Consider the following 20,331-nt stretch of genomic DNA (forward strand, 5'->3'; position numbering starts at 1 on the left):
GGCTTGCAAGCCCCGCCCGCAACCCACGGCACGGGGTCCCCGCCGTTATTCTTCGAGGCGGAAGCCGACCTTCATCACCACCTGGAAGTGGGCAACCTTGCCACCGCTGACGTGGCCGCGGATCTCGCCCACCTCGAACCAGTCGACGTTCTTCAGCGTCTTGGACGCCCGCTCGATGCCGTTGCGGATGGCGTCGTCGATGGTGGTCTCGGCGGTGCCGACGATTTCCACCTTCTTGTAGACATGGTTGCTCATGGATGTCCTCCCAGTTTCGTCCGATGCTTAACAACGCCGGAGGGCGTTCCGCGGCTTGACGAAAACAGGGACCGCCGGGCAGGGTGCCCCGCATGAGCCGCCCCCCCTCCCCCATGGACATCGCCTTCGCCGAGGCCGAGGCCGCCGCATCCCGCGGGGAGGTGCCGGTGGGTGCCGTGGTGGTCGATCCGGCGACCGGGACCGTTCTGGCCCGCGCCGGCAACCGGACCGAGGAGCTGAACGACCCCACCGCCCACGCCGAGGTGCTGGCGATCCGCGCCGCCTGCACGGCCCTGGACGAGCCGCGCCTGCCGGGGCTGGACCTCTATGTGACCCTGGAACCCTGCGCGCTGTGCGCCGCGGCGATCAGTTTCGCCCGGCTGCGGCGGGTCTATTTCGGCGCCTACGACCCCAAGGGCGGCGGGGTGGAGCACGGCCCCCGCTTCTACCACCAGCCGACCTGCCACCACGCCCCGGAGGTCTATGGCGGCATCGACGAGACGCGGGCGGGGGAAATGCTGCGGGAATTCTTCAGGAAACGCCGCCCCGGTTGAGGCAGGAGGTTGCCGCGCCGAATGGAATTGCATATCCTTTCGTCGAAACAACCCTAACATCACTATGCTGCGCAACGATGAACCATCGGATCATGGGAGCCGGCCGACTTTGCCCCATCCGGTGGTGGACACTCCCGGTCTGGACAAGCTTGAGGGCTCGCTGAACGATCTCAGCAAGGCAGCCGCGACCCAATCGCTGACCTATCTCCTGCTGTGGCTCTATCTGATCTTCACAGTCACGGCGGTCACCGATTACGACCTGCTGGTCGAGAAGCCGATCAAGCTGCCGATCTTCGACCTGGAGGTCGGGCTCCTGAAGTTCTTCATCGGCGCGCCGGCCCTGTTCTGGCTGGTTCAGCTGTACATGGTGCGCAAGGTGTCGGTGATCGCCGACGCGGTGCGCCATTACCTGACCGTTGCCGAGCGGGAAGCGGCCAAGCACGCGGCCTCGCCCGGCGCGGTGCTGGAGGCGTTGCGCCACCGGGTGGACGGCTTCGTCGTCACCCGCCTGCTGGCGCGGTTCGACACCGTGCGCTGCGGGGATGCCTGCGGCCCGGCGACCCCACCCCTGCCGCAGGCGCTGACCGTGCTGGCCGCGGCGGTGACTCTGGTGCTGGCCCCGGTGCTTCTGTACGGCGCTTTCCAGATCCGCTTCCTCGCCTATCAGCACGAATGGATCACGTGGTGGCACCGGGTCAGCCTGTTCGCCGGTCTGGCGCTGTCGGCGGCGGCGGCGCGGGAGGCGGGCCTCACCTGGGCCGGCACGGCGCGTGCGATGCGCGACCTGGGGACGGGGCTCTTCGGGGGGCTGCTGCGCCGCCACGCCGAGCGCAGACGGCCGGAGGGCGAGCGATGGCCCGATCGCCTGTCCCGCCGGCTGGCCGCCAATGCGGTGCCGGCCGTGGTGGCCGCTTCCCTGCTGGTCGCGACCACGCCGGGCGAGTTCCTATCCGACGGCGTAACGGTCGAAGGGCGCCCTTTGGGCGATCTGCTGGCTGAGGGCACGGTTCCGCGCAGCCTGAGTCCACGCGCCCCGAACGCGCGTTTGGCGATTGCACGCACTGACAGCGATGCGGACAACATCAGCAAAGCCGGGCTGCCGCGCTTGGAGCTAAGCCACCGCGATTTTTCACGGCGCAGCTTACGCAAGGCAAAGTTGGCAGACATGAATCTGAGCGGGTCTATACTAACTGGAGCTCAACTTCAAGGCGCAGACCTGCAAGGCACTCAGCTAAATGGGTCTAATCTTCTTTATGCTTCTCTTAAAGGAGCCAATCTGACTGACACCCAATTCAACGGAGCAGATCTTACCCGAGCTCAGCTACAAGAAGCAAAATTGGAAAGAACTCAGTTTCAAAGGGCGAAGCTCAACAGAACAGAATTTCAAGATTGTTATCTTGAAATGATACAGCTCGAGGGAGCGGAACTTGCAGAAGCTCAACTGCAGAATTCTTACATAGTTAAATCAAAACTAAATGGCGCACGCCTGCCCAGGGCGCAACTTCAAGGAGCGCACCTTTTTGAAACCTACCTCCAGGGAGCAGATCTCACTTACGCTTCCCTTCAGGGGGCAGATATCAACAACGCTCAGCTGCAAGGGGCAAATCTTACAGGAACACAGCTTCAAGGAGCAAAAATCGTCGATACACACCTCCAGGGAGCAGCACTTATAAGATCTCTGCTTCATGGTTCAATTATTGCTCATACCCATCTTCAGGGAGCCGATCTCGCGGATTCTCAACTACAGGGCGCTTTTCTATACAAAAATATGGTATGGAAAACGCGCTTTGGAGGCGCAGTGATTGACAATATCTTTATCCTTGAAGAAAATCAGGGCTTAGTGATTGATGAATCATCTAGCTACGCCTCAATGATAGAAGCTTTATTTCAAAAATACCCGCCTCTTTCTCAAGATTATTTGGTCGCAAGACGCTTACAATACCTAGCCGAAACAGAACACAATCAGAGAGAAATGGAGTACATTCTCAGAGTTCGCAGAATAATAACCGAGGCGTCTTTAATATCAACCACAGCAATCAGAACTAATCTCCTAGTAAAATTAGCATGCAAAGATAAAGAAAATAAGTATTTTTTAATTAAATTACTTTTTTATGCTAAATCTATTAGCTACGATAACAAAATTCGTTCATACCTGTCCATCCCATTGCTTAATAAAGCTATCAGTAACCCAAAAATTTGTCCATCATCTAACGAAATACACCCGTCAATTCTCCGAAACATTCAAGAAATTGCACGCCAGCTAGAAAACTCTGAGATCACATCAAAATAGATAACAAATTAATACCCAGAATTAATTTCATCCTTATTATTGGTATACTTGCAGTATCTCCAACACCAAAACGGAACTTCCGACGTTCAGCATCCACTTTAGTTTGGAGCCAGCACATCATTAAGCGGCCCCATCTCCCTCCATGACAACTCGGATTAGCGCAACCGCAGGTCCGGCGACAGCTTCTTCGTCGCTTCGCCAATGATCTCCAGATTGCGGATCACGCCATCCTGAAGGAGCGTACGGCGAAGAAATCATCGTGTCCGGTTGCCGTATACTCCATCACACGGCGGATCGCCTCGCGGACGTATTCCAAATAAGAGCTGTATGGGGTCACAAGGACCGTGCCGACTGAAGAATACTTTCGCGCATTTAGGGGGATAGGCCACACTCCGTCACCACATCAACGGCAGCGCCGATTCGCTCCTCCAAAGCGAACCTCGGCTCCAACTCCACGAGAAGGTCCAGGTCGCTGTCGGGCCGTGCTCTCCCCATGGCACGGGAGCCGAAGACGCGCAGGTTGCTGGCCCCAAAGCGGGAAGCCAGAGCCTTGATGTCTTCGGCTGACACGCCAGCCGGCAATTGCAGCGCCGTCGCCATCCTTCCAATATAGCGCCGAAGCGGGGCGCCGTCAGCGCCCCACCGCCCGCCAGCCGATGTCGCGGCGGCAGAAGCCGTCCGGCCAATTCAGCGCGTCGACGCCCTGGTAGGCGCGCTTTTGCGCCTCGGCCACGGTTGGGGCCTTGGCGGTCACGCCCAGCACGCGCCCGCCGGTGGACAGCACCCGGCCCTCAGAGAGCTTCGTGCCGGCGTGGAAGACGGTCACGCCCTCCACCGCGTTGGCGGCGTCGAAGCCCTTGATCTCGGTGTTCTTCACGTAGTCGCCGGGATAGCCGTTCGCCGCCATGACGACGCACAGCGCCGTCTCGTCGTGCCAGCGCAGGTCGATGTTCTTCAGTTGGCCGTCCGCCGCCGCGATCAGCGCGGCCAGCGCGTCGGACTTCAGGCGCATCATCAGCGTCTGGCATTCCGGGTCGCCGAAGCGGACGTTGAACTCCAGCGTCTTCGGCACCGGCTTGCCGGCGGCGTCCTTGCCGATCATCAGGCCGGCGAACAGCACGCCCTTGAAGGGACGTCCCTCCGCCGCCATGCCCTTGACCGTCGGCTCGACGATCTCGCGCATCACGCGGGCCTGGAGGTCCGGGGTCAGCGCCGGGGCCGGGGAGTAGGCGCCCATGCCGCCGGTGTTCGGGCCGGTGTCGCCGTCGCCCACCGCCTTGTGGTCCTGGGCCGAGGCCAGCGGCAGCGCCGATTCGCCGTCGCACAGCGCGAAGAAGCTGACCTCCTCGCCGTCCAGGAACTCCTCGACCACCACCTCGGCCCCGGCGGCGCCGAAGCGGCCCTCGACCAGGGCCTCGTCGATGGCGGCGAAGGCCTCCTCCTCGGTGCGGGCGACGGTCACGCCCTTGCCAGCAGCCAGACCGTCGGCCTTGACCACGATGGGGGCGCCGTTCTTGCGGACGAAATCCTTGGCGGCCTCGACGTCCTTGAAGCGGCCATAGGCGGCGGTCGGCACGCCGTACTTGGCCAGGATGTCCTTCATGAAGCCCTTGGAGCCCTCAAGCTCCGCCGCCGCGGCGCTGGGGCCGAAGGCCTTGATGCCGAGGGCGGTCAGCTTGTCGACGAGGCCGAGCACCAGCGGCCCTTCCGGCCCGACGACCACGAAGTCGATAGCCTTGTCCTGGGCGAAGCGGACCAGAGCGTCCACATCCTCCGCGCCGATGGCGACGCATTCGGCCACATCCGCGATGCCGGCGTTGCCCGGTGCGCAGTAGAGCGTGTCGCACAGCGGCGAGTTCTGAATGGCCCAGCACAGCGCATGCTCGCGCCCACCCGACCCGACCACCAGGACTTTCATGGCACCTCGTCCTTCCACGCTTGTTGCCGACACCGCGCCTTGTATCATGGTGCCGCCATGACTCAAGACCTTGATATGACCTCTCCGCTGATCGCTCCCGAGCCGCGCCCCGGCTCGAACCTTCCGGAATTCTCGGTGGGCGACCTCGCCCGGCGCCTGAAGCGCAGCATCGAGGAGGAGTTCGGCTTCGTCCGCGTGCGCGGCGAGATCTCCCAGCCGAAGCGCCACAGCTCCGGCCACTGCTACCTCCGCCTGAAGGACGACACGGCGGTGATCGAGGCGGTGTGCTGGCGCGGCACCGCGTCGAAGCTGGCCGTCCAGCCGGCGGAGGGGCTGGAGGTCATCGTCACCGGGCGCATGACGACCTACCCCGGACGCTCGCAATACCAGCTCATCATCGAGTCGATGGAGCTGGCCGGCGAGGGCGCCCTCCTGAAGATGCTGGAGGAGCGCAAGAAGCGCCTCGCGGCGGAGGGGCTGTTCGACGCCGGGCGCAAGAAGCCCATTCCCTTCCTGCCCGACGTGATCGGCGTCGTCACCTCCCCCACCGGGGCGGTCATCCGCGACATCCTGCACCGGCTGCACGACCGTTTCCCGCGCCGGGTCCTGCTCTGGCCGGTCGCCGTCCAGGGGGAGCGGGCGGCGGCGGAGGTCACCGCGGCGATCGACGGCTTCAACCGCATCCCGCCCGGCGGGCCGGTGCCGCGGCCGGACCTGCTGATCGTGGCGCGCGGCGGCGGCTCGCTGGAGGACCTGATGGCCTTCAACGAGGAGAACGTCGTCCGCGCGGCGGCGGCCAGCCGCATTCCGCTGATCTCGGCGGTCGGGCACGAGACGGACACCACCCTGATCGACTTCGCGTCCGACCGCCGCGCCCCCACCCCCACCGCGGCGGCGGAGATGGCCGTTCCGGTGCGGGCGGAACTGCTGGCCCAGGTGCTGGACGACGAGCGGCGCATGGTCGGCGCCGCCACCCGCCTGCTGGCCGAGCGGCGGACGCGGGTGGAGGGGCTGGCCCGCGGCCTCGGCGACCCGCGCGCCCTGCTGGAAAGCCATGCCCAGCGGCTGGACGACCGGGCGGAGCGGCTGGCCCTGGCTGCCGCTTCGCTCCTCGACCGCCGCCGCACCCGCCTGAACGAGCTGGGCGCCGCGCTGCGCCACCCGCGCGAGAAGCTGGCGGAAGCCGGGCAGCGGCTGGCGTCGGAGTCCCGGGCGCTCGACGGCGCGCTGCGCCACGCCGTCGTCGCGGCGCGCGGCCAGTATGAGCGCGTGAGCGGGCGGCTGACGCTCGGCCCGATCCGCGTGAAGTTCGGCGATGGCAGCCGACGGCTGTCCGACCTGACGCCGCGGCTGGACCGCAGCTACGGCAAGGCGGTGGAGGAGCGTGCGGCGAAGCTGGCGGCGGTGGGGCAGCTTCTGGAAAGCTATTCCTACAAGGGCGTTCTGGAGCGCGGCTTCGCCCTGGTGCAGTCCGGCGACGGCAAGCCGCTGACCAGGGCCGCCCAGGCCACGCCAGGTCTGGCGGTGTCGCTGGTCTTCGCCGACGGCCAGGCGGCCGCGACGGTGGACGGTGGGCCGCGGGTGGAGGCGCCGCCCGCCGCGGTTCCGGAGCCGAAGCCCAAGGCCACCAAGGCCAAGCCCGAACCGAAGAAGCCGCAGCGCCCGCCGGTTCAGGGGAGTTTGTTCTGAGGGGGAACCTTGCCCCCACCCTAACCCTCCCCCGCTATCGCAGGGGAGGGGACGGACGCCGCTTCGCAGAAGGCACCCTCCCCTGCGATAGCGGGGGAGGGCCGGGGTGGGGGCACCCGCAGCGGCAACGCCCGCGCCGGCGCCTCAAGCCGCGCCGACGAAGCTCCAGCGCGTCGTCTCGCCGCTGCGGAAGGGCAGCACGGCCTCGCCGTCGGCGGTCAGCACGATGTCCGGGGCGGTGGACGGCGTGCGCTCCAGAACCACCTTGTCCTCGTTGGCCGGCAGGCCGTAGAAGCGCGGGCCGTTCAGGCTGGCGAACGCCTCCAGCTTGTCCAGCGCGCCCGCCTCCTCGAAGGCTTCGGCGTAGAGTTCCAGGGCGTTGGCGGCGGTGAAGCAACCGGCGCAGCCGCAGGCGCTCTCCTTGGCGGTCACCGTGTGCGGGGCGGTGTCGGTGCCCAGGAAGAACGGCCCCTCGCCCGAGGTCGCCGCCTCGACCAGGGCCACGCGGTGCGTCTCGCGCTTGGCGATGGGCAGGCAGTAGAGGTGCGGGCGGATGCCGCCGGCGAACAGGTGGCTGCGGTTGATCAGCAGGTGATGCGCCGTGATGGTCGCCCCCACCCGGCCCGAGGCGGCGTGCTCGCGCACGAAGGCCACGGCCTCCGCGGTGGTCGCGTGCTCCAGAACCACGCGCAGCGCCTTGTAACGCTCCAGCAGCGGGCCGAGGGTGCGCTCGATGAAGACGGCCTCGCGGTCGAAGATGTCCACATGGGCGTCGGTCACCTCGCCGTGGATCAGCAGGGGCATGCCGATCTCCGCCATGCGCTCCAGCACCGGCGCGATCTTGCCGAGGTCGGTCACGCCGTGGGCGCTGTTGGTGGTGGCGTTGGCCGGGTAGAGCTTCGCGGCGGCGAACACGCCGTCCTCGAAGCCCTGGGCCAGATCCTCGGCGTCGGTGCCGTCGGTCAGGTAGGCGGTCATCAGCGGCGTGAAGGCGTGGCCCTCCGGCAGGGCGGCCAGGATGCGCTCCCGGTAGGCCACGGCGTCGGCGGTCCTGGTCACCGGCGGCTTCAGGTTCGGCATGATGATGGCGCGGCCGAACTGGTGGGCGGTGAAGGGCAGCACCGCCTTCAGCATGGCGCCGTCGCGCAGATGCACATGCCAGTCGTCGGGACGGCGGAGGACGAGACGGTCGGTGGGCATGGCGGCTCCGGCACGGATGCATGGGGGGTGCCGGAGTTCTAGCCCCTTACGGCCCCCCGCTCAACGGTATCGGGGCGGTATCGGGGCGGTATCGGGGCGGTATCCGGCCACTGCAATGGTGACGGGACCGGCGAAAGCCGCTAGAACCCTAGCCGAATCCCCAGGGACATTCGAAGCCGGACCCGCGCCGATGAGCCTCATTACCCCCCGCACCCCGCCCGGAACGATGGAGCTGCTGCCGCGCCAGCAAGTGGCCTTCCAGCGTCTGCTCGACACCATCCGCCGCGGCTACGAGCGGTTCGGCTTCGTGCCGGTGGAAACCCCGGTGTTCGAGACGGTGGACACCCTGCTGACCAAGTCCGGCGGCGAGACCGAGAAGCAGGTCTATTTCGTGCAGTCCACCGGCGCCCTCCAGCAGGGGAACAAGCCGGACATCGCGCTGCGCTTCGACCTGACGGTGCCGCTCGCCCGCTACGTGGCGGAGCATGAGCGCGACCTCGCCTTCCCCTTCCGCCGCTACCAGATCCAGCGCGTCTACCGCGGGGAACGGGCGCAGCGCGGGCGCTTCCGCGAATTCTACCAGTGCGATATCGACGTGATCGGCAAGGACAGCCTGTCCGCGCATTACGACGCGGAGATCCCGGCGGTCATCTACCACGTCTTCCGCGAACTGGACTTCGGCGGCTTCACCATCAACGTGAACAACCGCAAGGTTCTGCTCGGCCTGCTCGACGGGCTGGGCGTGGACGACGCGGAGAAGCGCGTCCTGGTCCTGCGCGAGATCGACAAGCTGGACAAGATCGGCCGCGACAAGGTGCGCGACAGCCTGACCGGCCTCGGCATGGCCGCCGACGCCGCGGAGAAGATCCTGTCCCTGATCGACGCCAAGGGCACCAACGAGGAGACGCTCGCCGCGCTGGGCGCGCTGGGCATCGACAACGAGACCTTCCGCCAGGGTGTCGCGGAGCTGACCACCGTCATCGAGGGGCTGAAGGCCCTCCAGGTGCCGGACGGCGTGGTGCGCATCAACCTCGCCATCGCGCGCGGCCTCGACTACTACACCGGCACGGTCTACGAAACCTTCCTGAACGACCATCCGGGGATCGGCAGCGTGTGCTCCGGCGGGCGCTACGACAACCTCGCCAGCCACTACACCAAGTCGAAGCTGCCGGGTGTGGGCATCTCGATCGGCGCGACGCGGCTGTTCTACCAGCTCATGGAAGCCGGCATCATCAAGGACGGCGGGGCGACCGCCCAGGTCCTGGTGACGCAGATGGACCCGGCCCTGTCCGCCGACTATTACGGTCTGGCGACGGCGCTGCGGGCGGCGGGCCTCAACACGGAAATCCAGCTCGACGGCGGCAAGCTCGCCAAGCAGATCAAGTACGCCGACAAGGCGGGCATCCCGCTGGTCGTCCTGATGGGCTCCGACGAGAAGGCGCGCGGCACGGCGACGCTGAAGCATCTGGTGAAGGGCGAGCAGGTCGAAGTCCCGCTGGCCGATCTCGCCGCCAAGGCGAAGGAACTGCTGGGGTCATAGCTCCCCACCACAGAGGGCCCCCGCCCATGGCCAGCGTCGCCGAAGCCCTGAACCTCGCGCTCGACCATCATCTGTCCGGGCGGCTGGAGGAGGCGCGGCTGCTCTACGGCCGCATCCTGGAGGTGGACCCGGACAACCCCCACGCCCTGCATTTCGCCGGGCTGCTGGCGGCCCAGACCGGCGCGGTGGCGGACGGGGTGGCGATGATCGGCAAGGCGGCGGCCCTCCTGCCGCTCGCCGCCGACATCCACGGCAATCTCGGCAAGGCGCTGATGGCGCTGGGCACGCCGGACGGGGCGGCGCAGGCGGCCGCCGCCTTCCGCCGCGTCCTAGCCCTGCAACCCGACGGCGCCGGCGACTGGTTCGCCCTGGGCGGCGCCCTGACCGAGGCCGGCGACGGTCCCGCCGCCCGCCGCGCCCTGACCCGCGCCCTGACGGCCAGCGCCGCCACCGACAGCGAGCCGCTGGCCGAAGCCTTCGAGCGGGCCGGCCTGCGGCTCTACGCCGCCGCCGACTGGGCAGGCGCCACCGACGCCTTCCGCAAGGCGCGCGGCCTCGCCCCGCAGCGCGCCGAGGCGCACCGCATGCTCGGCGCCGCACTGGCCCAGACGGGCGACCCGGAGGGCGCCGTGGAAGCGCTGGGCGAGGCGCTGCGGCTCGACCCCACGCTGGCCGACGCGCAGACCAACCTCGTCCATCTTCTGGTCACGCTTGGGCGCTTCGACGACGCCGAGCGCGCCGGGCGCCGGGCGGTGGTCCTGGACCCCGGCAACGCCGACGCCTACGGCAACATGGTGCCGCTGTTCGAACAGACCGTCCGCGTCGCGGAGGCGCTGCGCCTGTGCGGGCGGGCGACGCGCATCGCCCCGGAACGGGCCGCTTTCCACCGCAACCGTCTGTCGCTCCTGCTGCACGAGGGCCGCCGCGACGAGGCCGTCGCCGCCGGGCGGGAGGCCATCCGCCGCGCCCCCGCCGACGCCGAGGCCCATCTGGCGCTCGCGGTCGCCCTGCTCGCTTCCGGCCAACTGCGCGAGGGCTGGGAGGAGTTCGAATGGCGGTGGGAGACCCGGCAGCTCGACCCCGTGCACCGCAGCTTTCCGCAGCCGCAATGGACGGGGGCGGAGGATGTGGCGGGACGGACCATCCTGCTCTACGCCGAACAGGGGCTGGGCGACACCCTGCAGTTCGTCCGCTACGCGCCGCTGCTGGCCGGGCGGGGGGCGCGGGTGGTCGTCGGCTGCTCGCCCGCGCTGGTCCGGCTGATGGAGCGGGTGGACGGCGTGTCCGCCGCCGTCGCCTGGGGCGGGGAGCTTCCTGCCTTCGACCTGCACATCCCGATGATGAGCCTGCCCCGCGCCTTCGCGACCGATCTGCACAGCATCCCGGCCACGGTGCCCTATCTGCGCGCCGATCCCGCCGACGTCGCGGCGTGGCGCGAGCGCCTTCCGGTGAAGGATGGGCGTTTGCGCGTCGGGCTGGTCTGGGCGGGGTCGCCGCGCACGGTGCGCGGGGTGGCGAGCCCGATCGACCGGCGGCGCAGCCTGCCTCTGGCCGCCCTGGCTCCTCTGGCCGAGGTGCCGGGGGTGCGCTTCGTCAGCCTTCAGATGGGGCCGGGCGCGGCGCAGCTGGCCGAGGCCCCGGCGGGCATGGACATCGCCGACCCCATGAGCGGCGTCCGCGACTTCGCCGACACCGCGGCGCTGGCCATGACGCTGGACCTCGTCATCACGGTGGACACCTCCGTCTGCCACCTCGCGGGCGGGCTGGGTCGGCTCACCTGGACGCTGTCGCGCGCCGACGCCTGCTGGCGCTGGCTGGGCAACCGGGAGGTCAACCCCTGGTACCCGACCATGCGGGTGTTCGGCCAGGACCGCTCCGGCGACTGGTCCGGCGTGGTTGCCCGCCTGCGCACCGCGTTAACGGATTTCGTGGCGGCGCGCGGTCACGCCCCTTAACCCCACAACCACTGGGCGCATTCGTGGCGCCGCCGCAACGGTCCGCTACGAATTTGAGTTACACCGATTTCGGGGCGGACTCGCACCCCCGAAGGTCAGGGGATTACACCGGTTGTTAACCAAGGCACCTCTACATTCCGGCCATATCGCTCGGCCAGCTTGCCGGGCATTTTAACCAATTCGCGGGCGTCGCCCGCGGTCATGGCTGGAGCCGGACATGACACGGTTGTGGGTGCGGCGCGCGATCTGGGGTGTGACGCTGGCGGCGACGCTGGGCGGCGGCGCCCTTCTGGCGCAGGAGGAGATGCGCACGTCGCGGCTGCAGGCCCGCCTGCTCGCCGGCTACGCCAAGGACATGACCTACACGCTGAGCGAGGGACCGAACCCCGCCGCGCGCCACCCCACCCAGGGTCCCTACAACGAGCGGATGGGCTATGTCGGGCTGCCCGGCTATCTGCGCTCGCTGACCTCGGACATGTACGCGGTGGAGATGCAGGCGCATCTGTCGCCGACGCTCGACCAGTTCATGGCCGCCGGCGGCTTCCCGATCTACCACGAGAAGACGCGCGCCGGCCTGACCCTGCTGGACCGCAACGGCACCGCGCTGTTCTCCGCCCGCTACCCGGAGCGGGTCTTCGCAAAGTTCGAGGACGTGCCGCCGCTGGTCGCCGCCACGCTGCTGTTCATTGAGAACCGCGAGCTGCTGAACACCGACGAGCCGCGCCGCAACCCCGCCGTGGAGTGGGACCGCTTCGCCGGCGCCGTGGCGATGCTGCCGGTGCAGTGGGTCAAGCCCGGCCAGCGCTCGCCCGGCGGCTCGACCCTGGCGACGCAGATCGAGAAGTACCGCCACTCCCCCGATGGCCAGACCAGCGGCGCCACGGAGAAGCTGCGCCAGATGATCTCGGCCAGCACCCGCGCCTATCTGGACGGCGAGGACACCGGCGCCCACCGCCGCCGCATCCTGATCGACTATCTGAACTCCACCCCGCTGACCGGGCGCCCCGGCTTCGGCGAGGTGAACGGGCTGGGCGACGGGTTGTGGGCCTGGTTCGGCACCGACCTCGCCATCGCCGAGAAGGTGCTGTCGGAGGAGCCCGCCGACGACCGCGCCCTGCAGGTGAAGGCGCTGGCCTACAAGCAGGTGCTGAGCCTTCTGCTCGCCCAGCGCCGTCCCTCCTATTACCTGATTCAGGACCGCCAAGCGCTGGAGCGGTTGGCCGACAGCCATCTGCGCGTGCTGCACAACGCGGGCGTGATCGACACCGCGCTGCGCGACGCGGCCCTCGGCCTGACGTTGAAGTTCCGCGAGGACCCGCCGCAGGCCCAGACCGCCAATTTCGTGGAGCAGAAGGCCCCCAACGCCATCCGCGCCCGGCTTCTCTCCATGCTCGGCGTGTCCAGCCTCTACCAGCTCGACCGCATCGACCTGACCGCCGAATCGACGCTGGACGCCCCGGCGCAGCAGCGGGTGGTCGAGGTGCTGGCGAAGCTGGGCGATCCGGCCTTCGCCGCGCAGATGGGGCTGACCGGCGAGCGGCTGCTCGACGTCAAGGGCAGCGACCTGTCCAAGATCATCTATTCGGTCACGCTCTACGAACGCGGGCCGGACGCCAACTACCTGCGCGTCCAGGCCGACAACCTCGACCAGCCGCTGGACATCAACGAGGGCGCCAAGCTCGACCTCGGCTCCACGGCGAAGCTGCGCACCCTGGCCACCTACCTGGAGATCGTGGCGGAGCTGCACACCCGCTACGCCCATCTGCCCAAGGACTTCCTCGCCGACGTGGAGGAGGAGGCGTCCGACAACCTGACGCGCTGGGCGGCGAATTGGCTGTCGACGTCCGGCAACCGCGGATTGAGCGCCATGCTCGACGCCGCCATGGAGCGCCGCTATTCGGCGAACCCCGGCGAGGCCTTCTTCACCGGTGGCGGTCTGCACAGCTTCGTGAACTTCAACGCCAAAGACAACGGCAGCATCCTGACCGTGACCGAGTCGCTGCGCAATTCGGTCAACCTGCCCTTCATCCGCATGATGCGCGACGTCGTGCAGTTCTATCTGTCCGAAGGCGGCGACGACAGCACCGACATCCTGCACAACCCCGACCACCCCGCCCGCCAGGCCTATCTCGCCCGCTTCGCCGACAAGGAAGGCAGCGACTTCCTGAACCGCTTCTACAACAGCTACCGGAAGCACACGCCGGACGCGATGCTGACCATGCTGGCCGCCCGGTCGCGGCCGATGCCGCACCGCCTGTCGGTGATCTTCCGCACCGCCCGCCCGCAGGCCGGGGTGAAGGAGTTCGGCGCCTTCCTGCGCGCCCGCCTGCCCGACGCCAAGCTGGACGACGGCGACATCGCGTCGCTCTACGGCAAATACGGGCCGGGCAAGTTCCCGCTGAACGACCTCGGCTATCTGGCGCGCGTCCATCCGCTGGAGTTGTGGCTGGTCTCCTACCTGCAGAAGCGCCCCGACGCCAAGCGGCAGGAGGTGCTGGAGGCCAGCGTGCAGGAGCGCCAGGAAAGCTACCGCTGGCTGTTCAAGAAGGGGCAGTCGGCCCAGAACACCCGCATCCGCATCGGGCTGGAGGAGGAGGCCTTCCAGCGCATCACCGAGCAGTGGCGCAAGCTGGGCTACCCCTTCGAAACGCTCGTCCCGTCCTTCGCCACCGCCATCGGCAGCTCCGCCGACCGCCCGGCTGCCCTGGCCGAACTGGTCGGCATCATCCAGAACGACGGGGTGCGCCAGCCGACCGTGCGCGTGCGCAAGCTGCATTTCGCCGCCGGCACGCCCTACGAGGCCATCGTCGGCCTGGGCGAGCTGCGCGGCCAGCGCGTGATGAAGGCGGAGGTCGCGGCCACCCTGCGCAAGGCGCTGATGGACGTGGCGCAGAACGGCACGGCCAAGCGGGTCTGGGGCTCCTTCAAGGACTCGGCGGGGGCGGTCATCCCGATCGGCGGCAAGACCGGCACCGGCGACCACCGGCTGGACCGCTACGGCCCCGGCGGACACCTGATCGAGTCGCGGGCGGTGAACCGGACGGCGACCTTCGCCTTCTACATCGGCGACCGCTTCTTCGGCACCATGACGGCCTTCGTCCATGGCCCGGAGGCCGACAACTACCGCTTCACCAGCGCCCTGCCCGCCCAGCTGCTGAAGAGCATCGCCCCGGCGCTGCAGCCCCTCATCGACCCCGGCGTGACCAAGACGGCCGACACCGGCAAGCCGCAGACCGGGTTGTGAACGACGGGGCTGTGACCGGCGCGCTGGGGCCGCCGGTCCGGACAGTGAAAAGGCCCGCCCCGGAAAACCGGAGCGGGCCTTCATCGTAAGCCGAAGAGAAAACGGCCGGGCGCGCCTTACGCCAGAGCGGGCTCCTGCGCGGCGGAGACGGCGGCCGGTAGGGAGGCCAGCAGCAATTCCAGCTCCGCCGCGGCAACGTTCAGCGGCAAGCCGGGACGGTAACCGCGCAACGTCTCCAGCGCCCGGTCGAAGGCACTCTCATGATCGCCCTGATCCAGGTCGCTTTCATCCAGCGCCGCCAGATAGGCGTGCGCGACGGCGGCGGTCTCCTTCGGCGTCAGGTCGTCAACCTGCAAGGACGTGATGGGGAGCATGATGGCGGTTCCCGTACAGACTGAAGCGGAAACCCGCAATCTACGGCAACATGGTTAACAAGGCGTTGCCGACACCGCCCCGCCACTCTGCGAAAAAGGGGGGAAACGCAAAGGGGCGCGGCCCGTGTCCACGCCCCTCCGATCAGTCCCGAGCGGCTTCGAGCGGCTTCGAGCGGATCAGCTCTCGCCGTAGATCTGCTCCTGCTGGTAGGCGACGATGCCCACGCGCTGGATCAGGTCGAGCTGCGTCTCGATCCAGTCGATGTGCTCCTCGGTGTCGTCCAGCAGCTCGGTGAGCTGCGCACGCGTCTCGTAGTCGCGGACCTGCTCGCACAGGGTGATGGCGTCGATCAGATCGGTGCGGGCCTTGTGCTCCACCTTCAGATCGTTGCCGAGCATTTCCGGCACGTCCTCACCGATCATCAACTTGCCCAGGTCCTGAAGGTTGGGGAGACCTTCCAGGAACAGGATGCGCTCGATCATCTTGTCGGCGTGCTTCATCTCGTCGATGGATTCTTCGTAGATCTTGTGCGCAATGCGCTTCAGGCCCCAGTTCTTCAGCATGCGGGCATGCAGGAAGTACTGGTTGATCGCCGTCAGCTCGTTGGTCAGGATCTTGTTCAAATGGGTGATGACCTGCGGATCGCCCTTCACGCCCTGCCTCCATGCGGTTTGTTTGTCGAATCGCGACGTTTCTGGAATGACCATGCCCCATTTGTCGAGCCTTGGCAACCGGCTGGACGGCAGTCGACAGAACAAATTCTCCACACCGCATCAGAACAGCCATCGCAATTGCGAGTGAATATCAAAAACAATGCCGGTAAGGCTGTACGATGAAGTGAGATGCAGAAAATCAACCCAACGAATTTTGACAGTTTTACTTCATGAATCTGCGATATCAACACGACTTTTCTTGAAATATGGGAAGTTTCGGATGCCGGCTCTGCAATGCTCGTGAAGAGCAACAGAACCCACGGAAGCCCAAAGCGGGGCAATCGTAGCCCGCCACCAGCCCGGTCCACGCCCATCGGCGCGAGATCCTGGATATCGCCATTGTTGGATTTATGGTGCGGGCGGCGGGACTCGAACCCGCATGCCTAAGCGAAGGATTTTAAGTCCTTTGCGTCTACCGATTCCGCCACGCCCGCGCACCGTCGCGGATCGGCTCGGAGAACGGGTTGCCCCCGCCCGCCGGAGTTGCATATCATTGTATGCACCCCACCGTTCCGCTGGATTGACTTAGACAATCGGCGGGCGTTTGGTCAAGGATTGAGCGCGCTTGAGGCGCCGGACACGCAAAAATCCCCGCAACCCTGGCGTTCAAGGGAGGTGAGTTTGGAATCGATCAACTGGCTGGGTGTCGTGAGCGTGCTGATGATCGCCGTGCTGGTCGTCCCGGCGGCCTTGCGGCGCAACCGCAACACTTGGCTGCCCTACGCGGCGGTCTGGATCACCGCCATCGTGGCGCTGGTCTGGGCGTACGACAGCTTCGGGCCGTTCTGAGCGGCCCAGGCCCGGCCGGGCTTCATCCAAACGGGTGTCCGGCGCCGGTCAGGGGCGCGTGTCCTCGTTCAGGGTCATGATGCCGATGCCCATCGCCACGCTGCCGAAGGTGAGGATGAGACTGGCATACAGCATGATCGCGGCAATAATGCCGTGATCGCTGTTTCCCATCAGAGTCGCCAGATTGGCGACGTCAAGAACCAAAAGCCCCGTCGCCAGAACAACAGCCCCGGCCACGCCGGATGCCAGATGCTTCAGCAAGAACAGGATCGCCGCTTTTTCGAAGGGTTTCATGGCACGACTTTTCATGACCGTCACATCCCAGTCCTCAACATAGAATTACCCAGGGCGGCGACAATATGACCAAGGGTGGCTTGGCGTCCTAAGGGTTTCTCTAGCCTTTGGTCCCCACCGTGACGTTCGGCGTACCGCCCAAGCGCAGGACGATGCCCGCCAGCTCCTCCGTGGCCGCCACCACGCGCGTTTCGTCGGTGCCGCGCAGCACGAGGCTGACGCCGAAGAAGCCGTTGCGGAAATAGGGATAGCTGCCGATCTCCAAATCCGCGTAGCGATCCTGCAGGGCGCCGAGATCCGCGGCGATCTGGCCCTCGGCCAGTTCGCAGGCGACGGTGCGGGCGTGCAGGTCCGGCCCGCCCTCCAGCTGCGGCAGGACGCCGTCGAGCATCGCCTGCATGATGTTGGGCACGCCCGCCATGACGAAGACGTTGCCGATGCGGAAGCCCGGCGCGGCGCTGATCGGGTTGTCGATCAACGACGCGCCCGCCGGGATGTTGGCCATGCGCAGCCGCGCCTCATTCAGCTTCGACGGATCGCCGTAATGGCGTTCCAGCCGGGCCACGGCCTCGGCGTTGCGCTCCAGCGGCACGCCGAAGGCCTTGGCGACGCAGGCCGAGGTGATGTCGTCGTGGGTCGGCCCGATGCCGCCCGTGGTGAAGACGTAGCCGTAGCGGCCGCGCAGGGCGTCCAGCGCCGCGACGATCTCCTCCTCCACGTCCGGGACGACGCGGGCCTCGCGCAGGCGGACACCAATGCCGGCCAGCTTCTCCGCGATGTGCGGCAGGTTGGCGTCCTTGGTGCGGCCCGACAGGATCTCGTTGCCGATGACGAGGACGGCGGCGGTCGGGTTGGGATTCGGGGAGGGCGCGGACATGCGGAGTCGGCTCCGTTCTCGGTTGTGGCGGGGATGGCGGGCTTGCCGGGCGGCGGGGGCGCGCTTTAACCTGGGGCCCAAGATGCGCTTCCCCACCCCCCTCCTGCAAGGCCGCCTCGTCCGCCGCTACAAGCGGTTTCTCGCCGACGTGGACCTCGACGGCACCCTGGTCACCGCCCATGTGCCGAATTCGGGCAGCATGATCGGGCTGAACGCTCCCGGCGCCGCCGTCTGGTTGTCGCGGTCGGACAACCCCAAGCGCAAGCTCGCTCACACGCTGGAGCTGGTCGAGGCGCTGGACGAGCCCGACACTCCCTGTCTTGTCGGCGTCAACACGTCGCATCCCAATGGGCTGGTCGCCGCCGCCATCGCCGCCGGCACCATCCCGGAACTGGCCGGCTACGCCCGGCTGCGCCGCGAGGTGAAGTACGGCCGCAACTCCCGCATCGACATCCTGCTGGAGGACGAGGCCCGGCCGCCCGCCTATGTCGAGGTGAAGAACGTCCATCTGCGCCGCCCCGCGCGGGGCGACGGGCGGGCCGCCGAATTCCCCGACTGCGTGACCGCCCGCGGCGCCAAGCATCTGGTGGAGATGGCCGAGATGGTCCGCCAGGGCGCGCGGGCGGTCATGGTCTATCTTGTGCAGCGCGCCGACTGCACCCACTTCCGAGTCGCCGCCGACATCGACCCCGCCTACGCCGCAGGATTGCGCCTCGCGCTCGAATCGGGGGTGGAAGCCGTGTGCTGGTCCTGTAGGATCACCCCGCAGGCGATCGAGCTGGAACGGCCTTTGCCGATCCTGCATGGGCCGATCCGCACGGATTGACCGCGCTCTTCGTTCACCGCCGGGCCTTCCGGCGCGTTTTCCTGGGACCTGATCTGTAAGGGACGACTCTCTTGGACCACGACGACCTCGATTCCCATCGCATCCGGATTCATGGGCCGGAGGATTTCGAGGGCATGCGCAAGGCCGGACGGCTGGCCGCGGCCACGCTCGATTTCATCACGCCCTACGTCCAGCCGGGCGTCACCACGGGCGAGCTGGACCGGCTGCTGGAGCAGCACATCCGCGACCATGGCGGCGTCCCGGCGCCGCTCGGCTACCGCGGCTTCCCGAAGGCCAACTGCATCTCCGTCAACCATGTGGTCTGCCACGGCATCCCCGGCGACAAGCGGCTGCAGAACGGCGACATCCTGAACATCGACGTCACCCCGATCCTGGACGGCTGGTACGGCGACAGCAGCCGCATGTATCTGTGCGGCGACGTCGGCGTGAAGGCGAAGAAGCTGGTCGATGTCACCTACGACGCGCTGATGATCGGCATCGCCCAGGTGAAGCCGGGCGCCACGCTGGGAGACATCGGCCACGCCATCCAGACCTTCGCCGAAGGCCACCGCTATTCGGTCGTCCGCGACTTTTGCGGCCACGGGCTGGGCCGCGTCTTCCACGAGCCGCCGTCGGTCCTGCATTTCGGCAACCCCGGCACCGGCGCCGTCCTGCGCGAGGGCATGATCTTCACCATCGAGCCGATGATCAACGCCGGCCGCTACGACGTGAAGATCCTCGGCGACGGCTGGACCGCGGTGACCAAGGACAAGTCGCTGTCCGCCCAATTCGAGCATTCCATCGGCGTGACCAAGGACGGCTGCGAGATCTTCACCCTGTCCCCCGCCGGCTTCCACAAGCCCCCCTACGCCGTCCCGGCCGAGGAGGCGACCGCGGCCGTATGATGTTCCCGCGGCTGTGATTTTCGCGCGAAAGAGGTATAGTCCCGACGCACACATTCGTATGGTGGCGTCGGGATGGCGGGACGGAAGAGCGCGAAGCGGCCGGGGGATGCGGAGGAGGCTCAAGGGCTTCCCGGGCTGGAGCCGCCCCCGGACGTCTCCGTAGAGGAAGCCCATCACGAGGCCCATCACAAGGGCCACCGCCAGCGTCTCTACAGCCGCTTCCTCGACGGCGGGCCGGACGCGCTGCAGGACTATGAACTGCTGGAGATGATCCTGTTCGCGGTGAACCCGCGCCGCGACGTGAAGCCGCTGGCCAAGGCGCTGATCCGCGATTTCGGCGACCTCTGGAGCGTCGTCAACGCCCCGCCGCCCCGCCTGCGCGGCTATTGCGTCGGAGAGGTCTCGCTGGCCTCCGACAAGGCCGTCGCGACGCTGCGGGCGGTCGGGGCGGCGGCGCTGCGCGGGATGCGGCAGCGGGTGATGGACCGCCCCGTGCTGGCCAACTGGCAATCGCTGCTGGACTACTGCACCGCCGCCATGGCGCACCAACCGATGGAGCAGTTCCGCCTGCTCTTCCTCGACCGCAAGAACAAGCTGATCGCCGACGAGGTGCAGCAGACCGGCACCGTCGACCACACCCCGGTCTACCCGCGCGAGGTGGTGCGGCGGGCGTTGGAACTGTCGGCCAGCGCCATCATCCTGGTGCACAACCACCCCTCCGGCGACCCCACCCCCAGCCGCGCCGACATCGAGATGACCAAGGAGATCCTGCGCGCCGCCCACAGCCTGGGAATCGCGGTCCACGACCACGTCATCGTCGGCAAGGGCAAGCATGTCAGCTTCAAAGCCCAAGGGTTGATGTAGCCGCAACCCTGTCCCGCAGTTCCATCTTGTCGCCTGGATCGGC

At 67.2% G+C, this 20,331-nt stretch carries 18 protein-coding genes and 1 tRNA gene; 10 read left to right on the top strand and 9 right to left on the bottom strand.

The window, feature by feature from the left end:
* Positions 1-45: 45 nt before the first annotated feature.
* Positions 46-255 carry a dodecin gene (locus AC1DVI_RS13555; protein WP_014239544.1) on the bottom strand — a complete coding sequence of 70 codons (210 nt, stop codon included), beginning with the start codon at positions 253-255 and terminating at the stop codon, positions 46-48.
* A gap of 113 nt (positions 256-368) precedes the next feature.
* Between AC1DVI_RS13555 and AC1DVI_RS13560 the strand changes: the two genes are divergently transcribed.
* Both AC1DVI_RS13560 and AC1DVI_RS13565 read left to right on the top strand, forming a co-directional pair.
* Positions 369-809, top strand: coding sequence for a nucleoside deaminase (locus tag AC1DVI_RS13560; protein ID WP_211102425.1), 441 nt, complete (start codon positions 369-371; stop codon positions 807-809).
* Positions 810-873: 64 nt separating this feature from the next.
* The gene (locus tag AC1DVI_RS13565; protein WP_476958414.1) at positions 874-3,099 is read left to right on the top strand and encodes a pentapeptide repeat-containing protein; all 2,226 of its coding nucleotides are present in this window, start codon (positions 874-876) and stop codon (positions 3,097-3,099) included.
* Between the two features lie 372 nt (positions 3,100-3,471).
* Here AC1DVI_RS13565 and AC1DVI_RS13570 read toward each other — a convergent pair whose 3' ends face one another.
* Complete coding sequence (locus tag AC1DVI_RS13570; RefSeq protein WP_476958415.1) at positions 3,472-3,699, bottom strand: nucleotidyltransferase family protein; 228 nt, start codon at positions 3,697-3,699, stop codon at positions 3,472-3,474.
* Between the two features lie 31 nt (positions 3,700-3,730).
* Positions 3,731-5,017, bottom strand: a complete 1,287-nt coding sequence (gene purD / locus AC1DVI_RS13575) for a phosphoribosylamine--glycine ligase (RefSeq protein WP_476958416.1) — start codon at positions 5,015-5,017, stop codon at positions 3,731-3,733.
* Positions 5,018-5,092: 75 nt separating this feature from the next.
* Between purD and xseA the strand changes: the two genes are divergently transcribed.
* On the top strand, positions 5,093-6,706 hold the full coding sequence (gene xseA / locus AC1DVI_RS13580; RefSeq protein ID WP_476958417.1) for an exodeoxyribonuclease VII large subunit: 1,614 nt from the start codon (positions 5,093-5,095) through the stop codon (positions 6,704-6,706).
* 144 nt (positions 6,707-6,850) lie between these two features.
* Here the strand turns inward: xseA and pyrC are convergent, their stop codons facing one another.
* Positions 6,851-7,906, bottom strand: a complete 1,056-nt coding sequence (gene pyrC, locus AC1DVI_RS13585; protein WP_476958418.1) for a dihydroorotase — start codon at positions 7,904-7,906, stop codon at positions 6,851-6,853.
* Between the two features lie 190 nt (positions 7,907-8,096).
* Here pyrC and hisS point away from each other — a divergent pair, with 190 nt between their 5' ends.
* From hisS to AC1DVI_RS13600, 3 genes are all read left to right on the top strand, one after another.
* The gene (gene hisS / locus AC1DVI_RS13590) at positions 8,097-9,446 is read left to right on the top strand and encodes a histidine--tRNA ligase (RefSeq protein WP_476958419.1); all 1,350 of its coding nucleotides are present in this window, start codon (positions 8,097-8,099) and stop codon (positions 9,444-9,446) included.
* Positions 9,447-9,472: 26 nt separating this feature from the next.
* Complete coding sequence (locus tag AC1DVI_RS13595; protein WP_476958420.1) at positions 9,473-11,401, top strand: tetratricopeptide repeat protein; 1,929 nt, start codon at positions 9,473-9,475, stop codon at positions 11,399-11,401.
* Positions 11,402-11,618: 217 nt separating this feature from the next.
* Positions 11,619-14,645 carry a transglycosylase domain-containing protein gene (locus AC1DVI_RS13600; protein WP_476958421.1) on the top strand — a complete coding sequence of 1,009 codons (3,027 nt, stop codon included), beginning with the start codon at positions 11,619-11,621 and terminating at the stop codon, positions 14,643-14,645.
* 116 nt (positions 14,646-14,761) lie between these two features.
* Here AC1DVI_RS13600 and AC1DVI_RS13605 read toward each other — a convergent pair whose 3' ends face one another.
* From AC1DVI_RS13605 to AC1DVI_RS13615, 3 genes are all read right to left on the bottom strand, one after another.
* Positions 14,762-15,019, bottom strand: coding sequence for a hypothetical protein (locus AC1DVI_RS13605; RefSeq protein WP_145624975.1), 258 nt, complete (start codon positions 15,017-15,019; stop codon positions 14,762-14,764).
* A 177-nt stretch (positions 15,020-15,196) separates the two neighbouring features.
* The gene (gene bfr / locus AC1DVI_RS13610; protein ID WP_035671636.1) at positions 15,197-15,673 is read right to left on the bottom strand and encodes a bacterioferritin; all 477 of its coding nucleotides are present in this window, start codon (positions 15,671-15,673) and stop codon (positions 15,197-15,199) included.
* A gap of 411 nt (positions 15,674-16,084) precedes the next feature.
* A tRNA-Leu gene (locus AC1DVI_RS13615) sits at positions 16,085-16,167 on the bottom strand.
* A gap of 187 nt (positions 16,168-16,354) precedes the next feature.
* Here AC1DVI_RS13615 and AC1DVI_RS13620 point away from each other — a divergent pair.
* A complete protein-coding gene (locus AC1DVI_RS13620) occupies positions 16,355-16,522 on the top strand; it encodes a hypothetical protein (protein WP_476958436.1) in 168 nt (55 codons plus the stop codon).
* Between the two features lie 48 nt (positions 16,523-16,570).
* Here AC1DVI_RS13620 and AC1DVI_RS13625 read toward each other — a convergent pair whose 3' ends face one another.
* Both AC1DVI_RS13625 and AC1DVI_RS13630 read right to left on the bottom strand, forming a co-directional pair.
* Positions 16,571-16,831: a hypothetical protein gene (locus AC1DVI_RS13625; protein WP_247890446.1), complete on the bottom strand. Its 261-nt coding sequence runs from the start codon at positions 16,829-16,831 to the stop codon at positions 16,571-16,573.
* Positions 16,832-16,916: 85 nt separating this feature from the next.
* Positions 16,917-17,693, bottom strand: a complete 777-nt coding sequence (locus tag AC1DVI_RS13630) for a competence/damage-inducible protein A (protein WP_476958422.1) — start codon at positions 17,691-17,693, stop codon at positions 16,917-16,919.
* Positions 17,694-17,775: 82 nt separating this feature from the next.
* Between AC1DVI_RS13630 and sfsA the strand changes: the two genes are divergently transcribed.
* The 3 genes from sfsA to radC all read left to right on the top strand — a co-directional run bounded on the left by sfsA (position 17,776) and on the right by radC (position 20,288).
* A complete protein-coding gene (sfsA, locus tag AC1DVI_RS13635; protein ID WP_476958423.1) occupies positions 17,776-18,519 on the top strand; it encodes a DNA/RNA nuclease SfsA in 744 nt (247 codons plus the stop codon).
* A gap of 134 nt (positions 18,520-18,653) precedes the next feature.
* On the top strand, positions 18,654-19,424 hold the full coding sequence (gene map, locus AC1DVI_RS13640; protein ID WP_425599238.1) for a type I methionyl aminopeptidase: 771 nt from the start codon (positions 18,654-18,656) through the stop codon (positions 19,422-19,424).
* A 72-nt stretch (positions 19,425-19,496) separates the two neighbouring features.
* Positions 19,497-20,288: a RadC family protein gene (gene radC, locus AC1DVI_RS13645; protein ID WP_476958424.1), complete on the top strand. Its 792-nt coding sequence runs from the start codon at positions 19,497-19,499 to the stop codon at positions 20,286-20,288.
* Positions 20,289-20,331 lie beyond the last annotated feature (43 nt).

This window comes from Azospirillum sp. P4_B5 (genome assembly GCF_056402275.1).